The organism is Bradyrhizobium sp. Tv2a-2, from assembly GCF_000472425.1.
Lineage (GTDB): Bacteria > Pseudomonadota > Alphaproteobacteria > Rhizobiales > Xanthobacteraceae > Bradyrhizobium.
Map to the genome: position 1 here is coordinate 1 of NZ_AXAI01000011.1, position 16,764 is coordinate 16,764.

The 16,764-nt window shown below is 58.7% G+C and carries 15 protein-coding genes and 1 pseudogene; 15 read left to right on the forward strand and 1 reads right to left on the reverse strand.

All coding sequences use genetic code 11. The features are described 5' to 3' along the window. The coding region (locus tag A3AI_RS43275; RefSeq protein ID WP_245286935.1) for a S8 family serine peptidase at window positions 1-1,509 on the reverse strand (1,509 nt) is incomplete at its 3' end. Window positions 1,510-2,840: 1,331 nt separating this feature from the next. On the opposite strand from A3AI_RS43275, the gene A3AI_RS0122805 reads away from it, so the two are divergent. The 15 genes and pseudogenes from A3AI_RS0122805 to A3AI_RS43295 all read left to right on the forward strand — a co-directional run bounded on the left by A3AI_RS0122805 (window position 2,841) and on the right by A3AI_RS43295 (window position 16,762). Then, window positions 2,841-3,485, forward strand: coding sequence for a winged helix-turn-helix transcriptional regulator (locus A3AI_RS0122805; protein ID WP_024517801.1), 645 nt, complete (start codon window positions 2,841-2,843; stop codon window positions 3,483-3,485). After that, a complete protein-coding gene (gene nusG, locus A3AI_RS0122810; protein ID WP_024517802.1) occupies window positions 3,482-3,997 on the forward strand; it encodes a transcription termination/antitermination protein NusG in 516 nt (171 codons plus the stop codon). Before A3AI_RS0122805 ends, nusG begins: the two co-directional genes overlap by 4 nt. Before the next feature lie 116 nt (window positions 3,998-4,113). Then, window positions 4,114-5,112, forward strand: a complete 999-nt coding sequence (gene galE, locus A3AI_RS0122815; RefSeq protein ID WP_024517803.1) for a UDP-glucose 4-epimerase GalE — start codon at window positions 4,114-4,116, stop codon at window positions 5,110-5,112. Between the two features lie 27 nt (window positions 5,113-5,139). Continuing rightward, a complete protein-coding gene (locus tag A3AI_RS0122820; RefSeq protein ID WP_024517804.1) occupies window positions 5,140-6,000 on the forward strand; it encodes an ABC transporter permease in 861 nt (286 codons plus the stop codon). A gap of 6 nt (window positions 6,001-6,006) precedes the next feature. After that, the gene (locus A3AI_RS45805) at window positions 6,007-7,437 is read left to right on the forward strand and encodes an ABC transporter ATP-binding protein (protein ID WP_024517805.1); all 1,431 of its coding nucleotides are present in this window, start codon (window positions 6,007-6,009) and stop codon (window positions 7,435-7,437) included. A 23-nt stretch (window positions 7,438-7,460) separates the two neighbouring features. Next, on the forward strand, window positions 7,461-8,006 hold the full coding sequence (gene rfbC, locus A3AI_RS0122830; RefSeq protein WP_024517806.1) for a dTDP-4-dehydrorhamnose 3,5-epimerase: 546 nt from the start codon (window positions 7,461-7,463) through the stop codon (window positions 8,004-8,006). A gap of 5 nt (window positions 8,007-8,011) precedes the next feature. Continuing rightward, window positions 8,012-9,154 (forward strand): DegT/DnrJ/EryC1/StrS family aminotransferase, encoded by a 1,143-nt coding sequence (locus A3AI_RS0122835; protein WP_024517807.1) that lies wholly within the window; start codon window positions 8,012-8,014, stop codon window positions 9,152-9,154. A gap of 41 nt (window positions 9,155-9,195) precedes the next feature. After that, window positions 9,196-9,984, forward strand: a complete 789-nt coding sequence (locus A3AI_RS45425) for a class I SAM-dependent methyltransferase (protein WP_024517808.1) — start codon at window positions 9,196-9,198, stop codon at window positions 9,982-9,984. 43 nt (window positions 9,985-10,027) lie between these two features. After that, entirely contained in the window at window positions 10,028-10,798 is a 771-nt protein-coding gene (locus tag A3AI_RS0122845; protein WP_024517809.1) for a rhamnosyl O-methyltransferase, read from the forward strand. Window positions 10,799-10,842: 44 nt separating this feature from the next. Then, complete coding sequence (locus tag A3AI_RS0122850) at window positions 10,843-12,939, forward strand: glycosyltransferase (RefSeq protein ID WP_198030180.1); 2,097 nt, start codon at window positions 10,843-10,845, stop codon at window positions 12,937-12,939. A gap of 43 nt (window positions 12,940-12,982) precedes the next feature. Next, window positions 12,983-13,756, forward strand: a complete 774-nt coding sequence (gene rfbF / locus A3AI_RS0122855) for a glucose-1-phosphate cytidylyltransferase (RefSeq protein WP_024517811.1) — start codon at window positions 12,983-12,985, stop codon at window positions 13,754-13,756. A gap of 25 nt (window positions 13,757-13,781) precedes the next feature. After that, complete coding sequence (locus A3AI_RS47820) at window positions 13,782-13,934, forward strand: hypothetical protein (RefSeq protein ID WP_156927896.1); 153 nt, start codon at window positions 13,782-13,784, stop codon at window positions 13,932-13,934. A gap of 64 nt (window positions 13,935-13,998) precedes the next feature. Next, window positions 13,999-14,958, forward strand: coding sequence for a class I SAM-dependent methyltransferase (locus A3AI_RS45810; protein ID WP_198030181.1), 960 nt, complete (start codon window positions 13,999-14,001; stop codon window positions 14,956-14,958). Next, window positions 14,958-16,025: a DUF268 domain-containing protein gene (locus tag A3AI_RS0122870; protein ID WP_198030182.1), complete on the forward strand. Its 1,068-nt coding sequence runs from the start codon at window positions 14,958-14,960 to the stop codon at window positions 16,023-16,025. The genes A3AI_RS45810 and A3AI_RS0122870 overlap by 1 nt, the downstream gene beginning before the upstream one ends. Before the next feature lie 123 nt (window positions 16,026-16,148). Next, window positions 16,149-16,762: pseudogene (locus tag A3AI_RS43295) on the forward strand (sugar phosphate nucleotidyltransferase). Window positions 16,763-16,764 lie beyond the last annotated feature (2 nt).

Here is a 16,764-nt window from a genome sequence, read left to right on the forward strand (position 1 = left end):
GTTGGTGTAAAGGTAGAAATTGTTTCCGACCTCCGTCAGCGTGGTGGACCCATCGGTCTGGATCACTTTGGTCGGAAGGCCGATCGTACCATCGCCGTTGAGGTCCTGATGGAAGGTGGTCTCAAGCGTTTCGAGCGATGTCGAGTTGCCCGGGACAGCGGGAATGAGGTTGGCGAGATAGTTGCCGTTGCTATCGGTGCTCCAGACCGTGTAGAGGCCGGAGCTCGGATCCTTCCAGGCGACGTCGTAACCGCCCGCAACTTGTACTGCGCCGATGGGAGCCCAGGTGCCAAACTCCCCCGCGAATACTGCTGATCCACCTCGCATTAGCTCGGGACCTGTTCCGCCGCCGACAGGATTGAGAAAATAGTTCCATCCGACCTGCACCAAACTTGTCGTGCCGTCGGTCTGTATAACGACGGCACTATCCTGGAGCGCGGCAGCAACGGCCGGATTGACCTGGACTAGGCCCGCGCCGCTCACGGCCGAATTCGCCATTGGCAGCGCCGTTTGCTCCATGATTGCTTCGACCTGCGCAGGCGTGAGACTGGGATCGGCGGACAAGATGAGAGCTGCGACGCCAGCCAGGCTGGCCGAGGCCGCCGAGGTCCCGTAGAAATTTTGTAGACCGCCTGGAACCGTCGTGGCGATATCGTCGATACCGGAGACGGCCACCGGGCTCAGCACGTCGGGCGAAGAGAGCGCCGCGCCATTGTTGGCGAACAGCAGCTCTGTCCCAGCGCCTGATGAGGAGAAGGTCTCGCTGACGGGACTGACCCCAAAGGCCGGCGTGTCGGCGGCGTTGACGGCGCCGGCGGCGATGACGCCCGGCGTCATGGCATGGCCATAGACAGTGCCGGCATTCGCGCCGCTGATTGTCTCCGGCAGGCCGTTGCCAAACAGGATCTCTTTAATCAGGCCGGGATCCGGGCCAAAATTATTGGCGATCACAATTTGGTAGGTGCCTGAGGCCGTGAACTCATACCCAGTAAACGGATTGTTCGGTTCGCCGGCGGTAGCGTTGGTTTCTTGGGCGACGAGGCTTCCGTTGTGGAAAACAAAAAGGTCGATATCCGGCGCTTGCCCGGAATTGAAATTCGCCTGTCCGTAAGCCTCATTCCATTCGAGCAACAGTGGAACCGGGTCGCTCGTGCTTGCGGTCACCGTGATGGTCTGCGCGAGGCTGCCGTTGAAGAGCTCGGCATCGCTGAAATACCAACCGTCGAATGATCCAGATCCAGGCGTCCATGACGCCTGATAGGCGTTGCTCGCATTGTTACCGGCTGCGGTGACATAGGTCACGCCTTCCGCTTCAACAGTCTGGATGGCCTGCGCGACGATGCCGTTTTGGAAAAACGGCTCGTCGAAATAACTCACGTCGTCGCAGATCACCTTGCAGCCCGCCGCTGCTAGCGCCAGGATGCCGTTCGCGAAATCTTGTTCGCTATTGGCGGCGGTGTAGAAGGCGAGACTCGAGCCGGGCGCGATGTCGTGCACGATCTGCATCATCGCGCGGCCCTCGTCGGTACCGCCCGACGATAGATCCGACAAGATCTGAACGTTGGAGGCAGAGGGCAATGCGCCATCGGCTTCGTCCGCCGCGGCCCCGCCGAGATCGTTGAAACTGTCGGACAGAACGCCGACCTTTATACCGCTGCCGTTGACACTCAGTCCGCTCTCGTCGAGCGCCTGCCGCACTTGGGCTGCGGTCGCTCCACCGGCGCCGACAGCGGAATTGGTCACAGGTGAGTTGGCCTGCGAATTCTCCAGGCTCGCCAAAGCGGCGATGGCGGCTGCCGGCGAGCTTGCGTCCGGGCTCGCCTGATGTGCAACGGCTGTTTCGGCGGGACCGGAGCCGATGACATCTTGCGTGGCGTGCGCTCCGAAGGGCGCCGGAGCTGAATTGGCCGAGACGAGCAGCGATACTGCAGAGGCCGCCGCGCCGAATAAAGCATCGGTGGCCGCTGTGAAGCTGCTATCGACGGGCGGGGCTAGGTGTAGACCGCTATTTGGATAGCCGACACTTGTTTCCTGAGTTGGCATCGCAATGACGCTAATGATGCCAGAGCCCAGATTGACTTCAGGAATGGACGTCTCGAAGGAGTCCGTCGCTGGATGTTGCGGGTCGGACGACACGTCAAGTAAGGCGAACAGGGGTGCTGCTGGCCCACCCTCATCGACATTCGCAGGTCCATCGTCTTCCGCCGTCACTGGGAAATCTAACGCCGCGGTCGCCTGAGGAGCGAATTCGTCGCCAGAACCGGACGCTAGGTCGGGCGGAGGAACGAAGATATTGGCATCGAAGTTCGTGTCTTGGCCACCTGCCGTAGCCACGACATCGCCATCTGAAAGATTCTGCGGATTGTGCAGGTGGGAGTTATCGCTCATCGTGGATTCCTGGCACCCGCTGGCACATCTGGAAAGTCGGAGTTACCGACGAACAAAGCTTACATAAAATCGACCCACAGTTGGAAGCATCTCCGCTCGATCTTAATTTACGATTGTCGGCGGGCCCCAAGATTTGCGGCAGCTGCGCCACGACTTTCCCCATGTCCTTTGTTGAAACGTGCGGGCAAGCCACCGCAAAACATTACCAACCTCTGGCCGAACGCCTGATGACGTTTGGAAAATGTCGCCATCGGGCAAGGGCGTCGATCCCCGAGAACCTGGGGTGGCCATCGGGAGAGTCTGTTGCCCAGATGCACTATCCACCTCAGAATTTCGGTCTCTGAGATAAAGTCTAATATTTTCAAATACTTGTAATGTTCATCACTTGAACGTTGCACTTGACGTTCACTGGGTGAACGCAGTAAGACCGCCAGCAGACCGGAGGGGGCGGGGTGGACCATTCGTTAAACACAGAGCATGAGAACGAGCGAATCGTTCTCGGCCTGTTGAGTTCGGTGGAAAGCGATGGTGCGCGCTCACAACGCCACATCGCTGCCGAGCTCGGCATCGCGCTCGGCCTGGTCAATGCCTACCTCAAGCGCTGCATCAAGAAGGGACTGGTGAAGGTGAGCGACGCGCCGGCGCGCCGCTATGCCTATTACCTGACGCCGCAGGGTTTTGCCGAGAAATCCCGCCTCACGGTTCAATACCTGTCCAATTCATTTTCCTTCTTCCGGCTCGCCAAGAGCGATTGCGCGCGCGTGCTCGATCAGGCCAAGGAAAAAGGCTTTTCGCGCCTGGTGCTGGCCGGCCAATCGGACCTTGCGGAGGTTGCAATCCTCTGCGCGGTCGAGGCTGGTGTCTCGATCGTCGCAGTGGTCGATCCCGCAAGCGAGCTTGCACGCTTTGTCGGCGTCAATGTCTTCAGGTCCTTTGACGAGGTGACGGACGCGTTCGACGCCGTCATCGTCACCGACGTTGCACACGCAAGCGCATCCTACGACGCGGCTGCGGCGGTGTGCGGCGCGGAGCGCGTGCTTGCGCCGGGGCTGCTCGGCCTGCGCGAGCAGGGCGGAGCTGCGGAGGGCGCGCCATGAGCGAGGCCCTCGACATGCACTGGTATGTGGTGCAGACCCAGGTGAACGGCGAGGTAAAGGCCGCGCAGAACCTGTTGCGCCAGGGCTATGAGATCTATCTGCCGCGTTATCTGAAGCGTCGGCGTCATGCGCGGAAGGTCGATTTCGTCGCCAAGCCGCTGTTTCCGCGCTACATGTTCGTGGCCATCGACATGGCGGCGCAGCGCTGGCGGGCGATCCAGTCGACGCAGGGCGTGTCGCATCTCGTCTGCAACGGCGACGAGCCGGCCGCAGTGCCGAGCGGCGTGCTCGGTGCGCTGAGGGCGCGCGAGGACGAGCGCGGCTTCGTAAGGATGGAAGCCAAGCCTGCCTTTGCGCCGGGCGACAAGGTGCGCGTGCGTGCAGGCGCCTTCATGGACAATGCCGGGCTGTTCGATGGAATGGGTGACCATGACCGGGTCGCCATTCTGCTCGACATGCTCGGCCGCAAGGTCCGCGTTCATCTCGACGTGGATCTGGTTGTCGCCGCCTGAGCGCGGCGTATCGCGTGGCGCCCTTCAGCGGCGCCGCGCTTGGTCTGCTCTCTTCGGGGAGCCTCCGGGTGGAGAGCGTTTCACCCGGAGTGCGGTAGCATGGAAATTTTTGGCGAATGACAGTTCTGGTGACAGGCGGCGCGGGCTATATCGGCAGCCATGTCGTGTACGGGCTCCTCGAGCAGAATCAGCGCGTGATCGTGCTGGACAATCTGTCCTCAGGTTTCCGCGAGGCCGTGGCGGAGCAGGCGACGCTTATTGTCGGCGATGTCGGGGATGCAGAGCTGGTGTCGCGGCTGATCGCCGAGCACGGCATCAACGCGATCATGCATTTTGCTGCGTCGACCGTGGTGCCTGAATCCGTCGCAAAGCCGGTAGCCTATTACAGAAATAACACGGTCAATTCGCTTGCGCTGGTCGATGCGGCTATCCGCGGTGGCGTCAGGCACTTTGTCTTTTCGTCCACCGCCGCGGTCTATGGAAATCCCGCCACCCAACTGGTCGACGAAGACGTACCCCCGCAGCCAATGTCGCCCTACGGCACCTCGAAGCTGATGACAGAAATGATGCTGCGCGACGCGGCTTTGGCGAGCGGGCTGAGCTACGTGGTGCTGCGCTATTTCAATGTCGCCGGCGCCGACCCTCTGCTGCGGACGGGGCAATCGACGCGCGCTGCCACGCATCTGATCAAGGTCGCTGCGCAGGCTGCGCTAGGCATTCGCAACGGCATGGAGATTTACGGCACCGATTATCCGACGCCCGACGGCACCTGTATTCGCGATTACATCCATGTCTGCGATCTCGTCAGCGCCCATATCAAGGCGCTTGACTATCTACGCGGCGGCGGCGCGAGTGCGACGCTCAATTGCGGCTATGGTCATGGCTATTCGGTGCGCGAAATCATCGCGGCCGTGAGGCGGGTGTCTGGCAGCGATTTCGAAGCCACACAGCAACCACGGCGCGCCGGTGATCCCGCGGCGATCGTCGCAGACAGCCAGAAGCTGCGGCAGTTGCTGTTATGGGCGCCCACTTTTGACGATCTCGACACCATTGTCGGGCATGCGCTTGCCTGGGAACGGAAGCTGGCGGCAGGGGACCAGCATGCAAGATCGTAACCTGACGGCGCGAGGTCGGAGCCGGATATGACAATCGTTCTGACACCCATCGAAGATATCGAAGATATAGGTGATACCGACGCCGGCCTGCGCTCTCTGGAGACCACTGCAGCCGAAGATTTGTTGCGCGGACTCTCCAAAAGAGAGCTGTGGGGTCGGCTCGGCTGGCTCGATGTCAGGAGGCGCTATCGTCGAACGACGATCGGTCCGTTCTGGACGTCGATTACGCTTGCGATCTATGTCGTCACGGTCGGAACGGTCGGCGCCGCCCTCTGGCACCAGAACATCTACGAATATCTGCCGTTCCTGGTCAGCGGCATGATCGTGTGGACGCTCGTGTCTTCGATCATCATGGAGTCATGCAATCTGCTCATTGCTGGCCAGTCACTGTTCCGCAGCATCCGGTTTGACTATTCGATTCTCGCCTATGCGCTGGTCTGGCGAAACTTCCTCGTCCTTCTGCACAATTTCGTCGTCTATTTCGTGGTTGTTCTGGCGCTGAAGCCGTCTCTGCTCAGCTTCACCGCGCTCCTGGCGTTGCCGGGTCTGGCGCTCGTTCTTTTGAACGGTGTCTGGGTCTCCCTGCTATTCGGGATCGTCTGCCTGCGGTTCCGTGACGTGCCGCCCCTGGTCTCCAGCGCCTTGCAGATCTCGATGCTGATCACGCCGCTGTTCTGGCCGGCCGACACGCTGACCGGAATCAAGCGGTTCGTGTTCGTCGATCTCAACCCGCTTTATCACGTGGTCGACGTGGTCCGCGCTCCCTTGGTGGGCCGGGTGCCGGACGCGATCAGCTATGGCGTGATGATCGCGATGACGATCGGGGGGTGGTGGCTGACCTATGCGATGTTCACGCGCTTCCGCAAGCGCATCGCCTATTGGAGCTGAGCGAACGTGGCGACCATTATTCTTGAAAATGTGAGCGCGCAGTTCCCGATCTACGGGGCGCAGCAGCGCAGCCTGCGCAAGGCGATCTTCCAGCGCGCCACCGGCGGGTCGATCGAGCGCGAAGGCAAGAACGGCGAACGCATAACAGTGAAGGCGCTAAGCGATATTTCACTGACGTTGCACGACGGTGATCGCGTCGGCCTGCTCGGCCACAATGGAGCTGGCAAGTCGACGTTGTTGAAGCTCATGGCCGGCATCTATGAGCCAGTCTCGGGTACCATCAAAGTCGAAGGTCGCATAACCCCGCTGTTCGACACTATGCCCGGGCTCGATGGCGAGGACACCGGCTACGAGAATATTATCACGTCGGGAATGCTCGTCGGCATGACGCGTCAGCAGATCGAGGCCAAGATTCCGGAGATCGAGGAATTCTGCGAACTCGGAGAATATCTCACGCTTCCGGTTCGCACCTATTCGAGCGGCATGACCATGCGGCTTGGCTTTGCGCTGGTGACTGCGTTCGATCCCGGTGTGCTGCTTATGGACGAAGGCTTCGGCACAGGCGACCAACGCTTCGCCGAGCGCGCCGAAGCGCGCATGAAGGAGTTCATCGGACGAAGCCGCATCATGGTACTGGCGAGCCACTCCGACACGATCATCAGATCGATGTGCAACAAGGCCATCATCATGGAGACGGGGAAGATAATTGCATCTGGCCCCGTCAACGAGATCTGCGACCAGTACTACGAAAGCGTCCACAGGGCTGCTGTGATCGCTAAACGGGCCACGCAACTGAAACAAGCTGCGGCGATTGCGGCTTCATCCTTCGATGGCGCGGAGCCCGGGACGGAAAATGAGACCAATGAAATCATCGAGGCCCAAGATAAGTGCGATGCCTGGGAGGATGCCGGGAATGGAGTTTTTCGGCTGGACGACGCTTCCCGCATAATCAGCGGAGAGATTCGTCCCAGGTCCTTGGTGAGTTTTCCCTCGGACATGAGGAGACCGGGCGATGATGTCGCGAGACTTTGTAGTGCACGATTGCTGGTGGATGATCTCGACGATCTTGAGACCATCGACAGGGATGAGCTGATTTGTGTCGAAATGACATTCGAGGTGCTGAAGCCTGGCTATGTTCTGATGCCGAATTTTCATGTGTTTCTGGGGGACCAGTACGTCTTCGTAAGTTCTCCGCCGCAAATTTCCGAACTGGCGCCAGGTATTTACAACTCCACGATGTCCATTCCGCGAGGATTTCTGAATGTTGGATTCTTTATCATCGGGGTGGCGTTGACGTCGGTTAATCCGCTGAAGGTGCATTTTTACGTTCAGCATGCCTTGCGTTTTCATGTTCCGGAGAAAACGGTTGCTGGTGTCATCAAAGGAATTCCGGGACCTATCAGACCGTCGATGGAATGGAATGTTACACACACGTGAAGCTGCTAGGCCGAGCTGTTTTTATGATTTTCCATGAGCTCCATCTTTCCGGAGCGTACCGCATCGAGCTGCAGTTGATCGCTGATCAACGCGGCGCGTTCGCGCGAAGGTTCTGCGCCGAAAAGTTTCGGGCGCATGGTCTGGAATCCGATTTCGTGCAGAGATCCGTCTCGTACAACAGGCATGCGGGAACCCTGCGCGGGATGCACTTTCAGGCCCCCCCGCATCTTGAGGCGAAGCTCGTCCGCTGCACGCGCGGCGCAGTGTTCGATGTGATGGTGGATTTGCGCCAAGATTCGACAACCTTCGGTCAATGGTACGGTGAAGCGCTGACTGCCGATAACCGCATCGTTCTCTATATTCCGAAGGGTTTTGCGCACGGCTTTCAGACGTTGGTTGACGATACGGATGTCGATTACGAGATCACGCCGGCTTACGTGCCTGGCGCGGAAAGAGGCTTCCGGTTCGACGATCCGTCTCTAGCCATCAATTGGCCGATCACGGATGCTATTTTGTCCGAGCGGGACAACGCCTTGCCGGCATCGTTTCTCGAACGTCGCTTGGGGTAAACCGAATGTCAGGCCAAATTGGCGCGGCTTCCTCGAAGCCTCCGCTTATTCTCTACACCAAGCCATCCATTACCGAGCTTGAAACTCGCTACGCCGCTGACGCTGCAGCGAACGGCTGGGGCGAACGCTGCTACGATTATATCAATCGCTTTGAGGCAGCCTTCAAGGATCATGTGGGCACGTCCTTTGCGATCGCCACATCGAGCTGCACAGGCGCACTGCACATGGGAATGGCCGCGCTGGGGATTGGCCCGGGTGACGAGGTGATCTTGGCCGATACCAATTGGATAGCGTCGGCAGCGCCGATCATTCATCTCGGCGCCAGGCCGGTCTTTGTGGACATCCGTCCGGATAGCTGGTGCATCGATCCCGATCTGGTCGAGGCTGCGATCACGCCTCGAACCAAGGCGATCCTCGCGGTTCACCTCTATGGCAATCTTTGCGACATGGAGTGTCTGCTCGCGATCGGAGAGGCGCACAGCATTCCTGTGATCGAGGACGCTGCGGAGGCGATCGGCTCCGAATATTTTGGCAGGCGTGCGGGTAGCATGGGGCGGTTCGGCGCGTTCTCGTTTCACGGCACCAAGACAGTCACGACGGGTGAGGGCGGGATGTTGGTGACGAACGATCCGGTGTTATACGAGCAGGTGCTGACGCTTTCGAACCACGGTCGGTCGCGCGGGCAATCAAAGCAATTCTGGCCCGATATCGTCGGGTTCAAATACAAAATGTCCAACATCCAGGCTGCGCTGGGCTGCGCACAGATGGAGCGGATCGAGAGTTTGATCAGGCGAAAGCGGGAAATCTTTTACTACTACCGCGGTCGTCTGCGGGACCTTCGCGGGGTAGTGATGAATCCGGAGCCCAGTAACGTTGTCAACGGCGCCTGGATGCCGACCGTTGTCTTCGACAAGGCCGCCGGAGTCACCCGCGAGAAGCTGTGCTCTGCTTTTGCAGCTGAAAATATCGACGCTCGGGCATTTTTCCATCCCCTGTCGGGGCTTCCGATGTTCGAGCGTGTGCCGAAAAACCGGAACGCATCGGACATTCCGACCCGGGCGATCAATCTTCCGAGCTATCATGACATGACGGATCAAGAACAAGATCGTGTGGTCAAGACAATCCAGAAAGTCATGGGACGGTTGTAGCGTCGATCGGAATTTTACCTCATTGGGCTGTAGAGTGGTCGATGGACAAAATTAGAGAATATTGGAACGAGCGGGCGGTCGATGCGAAAGGCTCGCCGACGGCTACGACGAATGATGTTTTCTTGCGGCAGCTCGAAGGCGTCACTTTGGTTGCGAGGCTGCGCGACCATTGTTTGCGAAGTTTGTGCACGATTTTGGATGTCGGATGCGGCGACGGCATGACAACTTTGGAGCTCGCCAGGCATTTTCCCGATGCGCGTTTCCTCGGAATTGACTTCAGCCCATCTATGATTGAGGCCGCGCGATCCAATCTGGCGGTCCAACCGGACCTGGGTGCAAGGGTCGCGTTCTCGAGCGGGGATGCGCGCGATCTAAAGGGTGCCGTTGGTAACCAGAAGTACGACGCGATCATAACCAATCGGTGTCTGATCAATATTCCCGAGCCGGAGGGGCAATTTCTGGCGCTAAAGGAAATTGCCGATCATCTCTCGGACGCTGGCCTCTTTCTTGGAAGCGAAAACTTCATTGGTGGTCAGATCGAGTTGGATCGACTTCGAAATTTGATGAATTTGCCGAAAATCCCGATCCGTTGGCATAATTTGTACCTTGATGAAACGAGTTTTCTGGATGAGTGCAAGAAGCACTTCTCCTCCGCGACATTGGAAAATTTCACCAGCAGCTATTATTACGCGACCCGTGTAATCTATTCGGCTCTCTGCAAGATTGAAAATTCTCCGGTGGACTATGAGCATCCTATACATCGCGTGGCAATGCAGCTTCCGCCGTTCGGCGACTCCAGCCCTATCAAGTTGATCGTGGCGGTGAAATGAAAAGCATTGTGACCGGCCAAGTGCGGGGCAGGTGGGCTACCCAATGAGCAGTCGAAGCAGCGGTACAGGTCCGCGTGAGGAATTCCTCGCGGAGATAAGACAGCAAATTGAGGGAATGGGGGCAGATAGTAATACCCATTCTCTCTCCCGAGCTTGGATTCAGGGAACCCTGAAGCACAAATATGCGTATCATTTCTCATGGATGGGGCAGCCCATCATTCAATATCCGCAGGACATTCTCGCGGTTCAGGAAATCATCTGGTCGGTGAAGCCCGACCTCATTATCGAGACGGGTATCGCGCATGGTGGATCGCTGATCTTCTCCGCCTCGATGCTAGAATTGAACGCGATCTCCGGCGGTCCGCAGGACGCGCAGGTGCTGGGAATCGACATCGATATCCGTGCCCACAACCGCGCGGCGATCGAGGCACATCCAATGGCTCGGCGCATCGCTATGATCGAGGGATCGAGCGTCGCTCCCGAGGTGGTCTCTCAAGTCAAGTCCAGGGCTGCCGGCAAGCGCAGCGTGCTCGTCATGCTGGACAGCAACCACACCCACGATCATGTTCTTGCCGAGCTGGAAGCCTATGCGCACCTGGCTACAGTCGGAAGCTACTGTGTTGTGTTTGATACTATTATAGAGGATCTGCCGGACGACGCGTTCTCCGATCGTCCCTGGCGGAAGGGCAACAACGCTAAAACCGCGGTCTGGGAATTTCTCAGACATCATTCGGAATTTGAGATCGACAAGAGCATAGAGCACAAGCTGCTTATCACGGTGGCGCCGGATGGTTACCTGAAGCGTCGGCGGTAGTGACACCAATGCTCTTTCAAGGCTGGTACAGGAGACAGCAGCAGATGCTGGGCGGCTCTGGCGTCCGTATGGTGCTTCGGATTGCAAGGAGAGTTGCTGGGCACGTGGCTGCTTGGACGGATCAAAATGAGTTGCGCCAACAGAGCGCAGCGTCCGGCACCGATGCTTCCGGGCCAAATGCTTCCGACTTTTTTGTCTCTCAGGTCCGCGCGGAAATCCCGAAAGTTGACGGTCCGATCTTTTGGGTCGTGATCCCGACGATGGATCGGGCTGCCACGGTTGCCGATACGATCAGAACCTGTCTGGCCCAAGAAGATGTCAATCTCCGGATCGTCGTGAGCGACAATGCATCGATCGACAATACGGCCGAGGTCGTGAAGTCGTTCGCCGACTCTCGGCTATCTTACATCAATCCCGGCCATCGCCTGGGGATGTCGGAACATTGGGAGTACGCCTTGACCCATGTAGGAGACGGCTATGTCACCGTGCTAGGCGACGACGATGGTCTCCTGCCCGGCGCGGTGAGTGCCGCACGTCAAATGATTGCGAAATACGATACGCAAGCTTTCAGCTGGCGGAAGGTTGAATATTGCTGGCCCGATCACATCGCCCCCTCCTTCCGCAACTGGCTGCAGATTCCGCTCGGGACGGACATTAGGAGGATGAAATCGCTCGATGTCGTTGGTAGCGTCGTTGAGTTTCGCGACAGCTACACGAAACTGCCCTGCATCTACAACTCTTTCATTTCGATCGATTTGATCAGGTCTTACCAGGCGAAGAACGGCGGAATATTCTTTGGTGGGAGCAATCCCGACATATTTTCGGCTTTTGCGATCGCCTCCGAGGTCGAGGAGTTTGTCTTTTGCCAACGTCCTCTGTCCATCAATGGTGCCGGTAGCAAAAGCAACGGCACACTACAAACAGTCGGTGACAAGGATGATGGGCTTGCGAAGAGCTTCTGGGCCGACACCAAGTTCACGTTCGAGCCAGGCATCCCGCAGGCGCCGGTGGTTGAATTCTGCATTATCGACTCGTTTATGAAAGTTCAAAAAGTCGCGGAATGCTTTTCTCCCGACTTGGTGGACAAGAAGTTGCTGATCCAATCCGCGGTCGGGGGCACATTCGGCGGCCATATTCCCGCAAGCCGTCGCGCCGATCGTCTTGAGTCCTTGAGGGAATATGCCCGGACAGAAGGGCTCCTGGAGCTGTTCGAAGAGACCTGCGATCGCTATGCGCGAATCAACATAGAGCCGGGTTTACCGAAGCCCGGATATTACGAACCCGATATTGTTGTCTTCGACGCATCAAGTATGGGGGTCGATAACGTCTATTCGGCGTCGTTGCGCGTGGCCGAAATACTCAATCTTAAGGCCGTGCAGGAGGCGCTCTTCCGGCGATTGACGGAAACACGTCGTCCAGAGCTCGCAATCGCCCTATTCGCGCGATCGAACGGTTCGCCGCTGCGTCTTCATCTCGGGTGCGGCGCCGCCCATTTTTCTGGCTACGTCAATGTCGATAATGTCGATTTTCCTCAGTCGGAACGCGTGATCATGACTGTCGTGCCGGACGTCGTGTGCGACATCGCGCGGATTGATCTGCCGGAAAATAGCGTGAAGGAGATCCGCCTTCATCACGTGTTCGAACATCTCAGTCGCGCTGTCGCGCTGGCGTCCCTAATCAAATGGCAAGGTTGGCTTGAAATCGGCGGAGAGTTACGGATCGAAACGCCAGACTTTGAGGCCTCCGCCCGCGATTTTCTCAATGCAAATAGTGTCCAGGAAAAGCTGCGGGCGATTCGGCATCTCGAAGGAGACCAGGTCGGCGGCTGGGCCTATCACGTTGGCCAATGGTTTCCCGAGCGCTTCGACCACACGATGAGGAAGCTAGGTTTTGGAGAAGTCTACACAAGGCAGGAAGCTTCAGCTCACACGCCGCCTCTGCGCAATGTCATCGCGATCGGAAGGAAGACAGCTTTCAGGTTGCGCTCAGAGCAATTCGAGGCCGGCTGCGAACTCCTGAGAGATTTTATGGTGGCTGATGGAGAGATCTCAGCCTGGGAGGCGTGGAAAAATCAATTGTCGACGATCCTGGACGAGGCCGATGTTTTTCCGGCCCCGAACATTCTTAGTTCTGAGGCTTAGCGCTGCTTCGCAGCAGCGCACGTTGAAACAGGCAGGTGGAATCGTGAAAGCAGTCATTCTGGCAGGTGGCATGGGTACGCGGATCTCGGAAGAGACGTTGGTGCGGCCGAAACCCATGATCGAGATCGGTGGGCGGCCGATCCTGTGGCACATTATGAAGCTCTATGCGCACCATGGGATTACGGACTTCGTGATCTGCCTCGGCTACAAGGGGTACATGATCAAGGAATATTTCATGAACTTCGTGCTGCATCATTCCGATGTTACCATCGATGCCACGAAGAACAGCGTCACGTACCATCAGAGCAGCGTGGAGCCGTGGCGGATCACGCTTGTGGATACGGGCGAGACAACTCTCACGGGCGGCCGGCTCAAACGGGTGCGCAACTATGTCGATCCACAGGAGCCGTTCTGCTTCACCTACGGCGATGGCCTTTCCGACATCAATATTGCTGACAGCATCAAATTTCACAGCAGCCATGGCAGACAGGCGACAGTGACGGCCGTGCGGCCGCCGGGCCGCTACGGCGCGCTGGAGATCGATGGGTCGACCGTAAAATCCTTCGTCGAGAAGCCGCCTGGTGATAATGCGTATATCAATGGTGGTTTCTTCGTGCTCAATCCGGCGGTGATCGACCGTATCGAGGGCGACAAGACATCCTGGGAGTCGGCCCCGCTTGAGGCATTGGCCCGAGATGCGCAGCTCGCTGCTTATCGCCACTACGGTTTCTGGCAGCCGATGGACACGCTTCGCGACAAGATGATGCTCGAGGAACTCTGGCAATCGGGCCGTGCGCCCTGGCGGCAATGGGGCTAGGCGCAACGGCGGCTAGCTCTCCGACGTGTCAGTCCATGTGCCCGACATCAATGACTTCGTCGCGGGTTTTGAGATCCTGCTCGGCAAGCAGGTCGATGCCACGTTCGAAATTCCACATGTATTGGAAATGATCCGCAATGTCGAGTTCGATACAATCTATCGCAAGCATTACTCCTAATTCCGAATGGCAGCATGCTGGCGCAGTTCGGGGCGGCCAAGACGGCCGTCGATAGGACCGCTCAATGATCCTTGCGCACCAAGTAAGGGCAATCGTGACGCGTGCATTGGCCAGGATGCGCCGCGGCCCAGGGCTGCTGGAACAGCTGAAAGATTTACAGGGCGCCCATGCAGCGCTCCATACCTCCGCCGCGGTCCAAGCCGCTCATGTTGCGCTTCAGGCCAAGCACGAACGCTGGGCGGAGGCGGAGCCGCTAATCGAGAGCTTCCTCGCGCTGTCGACTATCGACCGTACAAAGATTCTCTCCACCGATCAGGGGCAGTATGTCGTCGGCACCAGAAACGCCGCGACGCGCGATGGCTGGGTAGCCGAAGTGCTTGCCGAATTGCCGGCCGGCGCGCGACTGCTCGATGCGGGGGCCGGCGAGTGCCAGTATAAGAAGCACTGCGGCCATCTCATATACGTCGCGCAGGACAACGCGATCTATGACGGCAAGGGCGAGGAGGGCTTGCAGACCGGAAGCTGGGACTTCTCCCAGATCGACCTCGTCTGCGACATCCTGAACATCCCCGAGCCTGATGCATCTTTCGATGCAGTGCTCTGCACGGAGGTACTGGAGCATCTGCCGGATCCTCTCCGCGCGCTCGAGGAAATGGCACGTCTGCTGCGGCTGGGCGGTGTGTTCATTATTACCGCGCCGTTCTGGAGCCTGACGCATTTCGCGCCTTATCACTACGCCACTGGCTTCAATCGTTACTTCTACGAACTTCATCTCGGCCGGCTCGGTTTCGACATCGTCGACATGATCCCGAACGGCAATTTCTTCGAGTGCGTCGGCCAGGAGCTGCGTCGCGTGGCCGATATGGCGGAGCGCTTTGCGGCGGGCGAGAGACCGACTGCGCTGGAGGTCTATGCGGTGCAGGTCGTGCTCGCGATGGTCGAGCGCATGTCGGCCCGGGACACCGGTAGTCCCGAAATGCTGCACTTCGACTATCAGGTGCGCGCGATCAAGCGGCAGAAATAATGATTCGCGATCTGGCTAAGAGCATCCGCTCCAGCCTGGTCGGTTGGGCTTGGAGGTTCACGCTCCGAGCGGGCGGCGTGGTGGACCATGGCGAGCTGCCCAGCAAGGCCGTGGGAGATTACGAGCTTCTCGGGGAGGTGTTGCGCTTCAAGCCTTATGTGAGACGTGTGCTTGCCGACCGCTGCTGGCTCGAGGACGCGCTGGGGCGCAAGGAAGAGCTTCTCAGGGAAGCGTTGCGCCTTGAGCCTTATGTGAAAGATGTGCTCGCCGACCGCTACTGGCTGGAGGATGCGCTGGCGCGCAAGGACGAGGTGATGTCGTTCCTCGACCAGCGGCGCGGCCAGGAAACCGCGCGAGGCGCATTTGGCGACGAGTTCAACCAGTTTGTTGCCCTCGCCGGCGAGACGCCGCGCCTGCCAGTCCATCCTGACGATGTCAACCCTCAGCTGTCCGACCGCGGGAGCGTCACCCCGATCGACCGCCACTACACGTACCATCCGGCCTGGGCCGCGCGGGTCCTTGCCAAGACCCGGCCGCCCAAGCATGTGGACATCTCTTCCATCGTGAATTTCGGCGCGATCGTCTCGGCTTTCGTTCCCATCGAGTTCTATGATTTCCGGCCCGCGCCGGTCGAGCTCGACGGGCTCTTCACGGGTGCGGCCGACCTGACGCAGCTGCATTTTCCAAGCGACAGCATCGGCTCGCTGTCCTGCATGCATGTGATCGAACATATCGGCCTTGGCCGCTACGGGGATCCGCTCGATCCCGATGGCGATTTGAAGGCGATTCGAGAGCTCGTCCGCGTTCTGGCGCCCGGTGGGGATCTTCTGGTCGCAACGCCAGTGGGCCGTCCGCGAGTGGAGTTCAACGCGCACAGGGTCTATGACCATGAGGCATTCGCGCGCTATTTCGCGCCGCTCGAGCTCGTCCAGTTCGCGCTCATTGAAGAGCGCGGCGAGGGTGGGATGATCGTGGCGCCGCCGCCGGAGCGGGTGCGGGCGGAATCCTACGGTTGTGGATGCTTCTGGTTCCGCAAACCGAAACAGGAAGAGGGCGCGCAAGCCTAACTTGCCGCCGGCGGTGTGCCGGCGGGTTGAGGGCTGTTCTATGCGTGATCGTCAAGTATCGCGCCGGCGTGACAATACTGGGCTGATGGCGCGTGCAGTTTGAAATTGGAAAAAGGTGATAGCGTGAAGGTGGTCGGACTGGCGGGAGGCATGGGTACCCGCATGCTGAAGAGAGTTTGGTGCGGCCGAAACCCATGATCGAGATCGGTGGGCGGCCAATCCTGTGGCACATTATGAAGCTCTATGCGCACCATGGGATTACGGACTTCGTGATCTGCCTCGGCTACAAGGAGTACATGATCAAGGAATACTTCATGAACTTCGTGCTGCATCATTCCGATGTCACCACCATCGATGCCACGAAGAACAGTGTCACCCACCATCAGAGCAACGTCAGCCATAGAAAACTGGCGACGGTGACAGCGGTGCGTCCGCCGGGCCGCTACGGCGCGCTGGAAATCGATGGGTCGACCGTAAAATCCTTCGTCGAGAAGCCGCCTGGTGATAATGCGTATGTCAATAATGGCTTCTTCGTGCTCAATCCGGCGGTGATCGACCGTATCGAGGGCGACAAGACATTCTGGGAGTCGGCGCCGCTTGACGCATTGGCCCCGGATGCGCAGCTCGCTGCTTATCGCCACTACAGTTTCTGGCAGCCGATGGACACGCTTCGCGACAAGATGATGCTCGAAGAATTCTGGCAATCTGGCCGTGCGCTATGGCGGCGGTGGAGCTAGGC

Coding starts and splice junctions, on each gene's coding strand:
- nusG (WP_024517802.1), top strand. CDS start 3,482: ATGAGCGAGGCCCTCGACATGCACTGGTATGTGGTGCAGACCCAGGTG.
- galE (WP_024517803.1), top strand. CDS start 4,114: ATGACAGTTCTGGTGACAGGCGGCGCGGGCTATATCGGCAGCCATGTC.
- A3AI_RS0122820 (WP_024517804.1), top strand. CDS start 5,140: ATGACAATCGTTCTGACACCCATCGAAGATATCGAAGATATAGGTGAT.
- rfbC (WP_024517806.1), top strand. CDS start 7,461: ATGATTTTCCATGAGCTCCATCTTTCCGGAGCGTACCGCATCGAGCTG.
- A3AI_RS0122835 (WP_024517807.1), top strand. CDS start 8,012: ATGTCAGGCCAAATTGGCGCGGCTTCCTCGAAGCCTCCGCTTATTCTC.
- A3AI_RS45425 (WP_024517808.1), top strand. CDS start 9,196: ATGGACAAAATTAGAGAATATTGGAACGAGCGGGCGGTCGATGCGAAA.
- A3AI_RS0122845 (WP_024517809.1), top strand. CDS start 10,028: ATGAGCAGTCGAAGCAGCGGTACAGGTCCGCGTGAGGAATTCCTCGCG.
- A3AI_RS0122850 (WP_198030180.1), top strand. CDS start 10,843: ATGCTGGGCGGCTCTGGCGTCCGTATGGTGCTTCGGATTGCAAGGAGA.
- A3AI_RS45810 (WP_198030181.1), top strand. CDS start 13,999: ATGATCCTTGCGCACCAAGTAAGGGCAATCGTGACGCGTGCATTGGCC.
- A3AI_RS0122870 (WP_198030182.1), top strand. CDS start 14,958: ATGATTCGCGATCTGGCTAAGAGCATCCGCTCCAGCCTGGTCGGTTGG.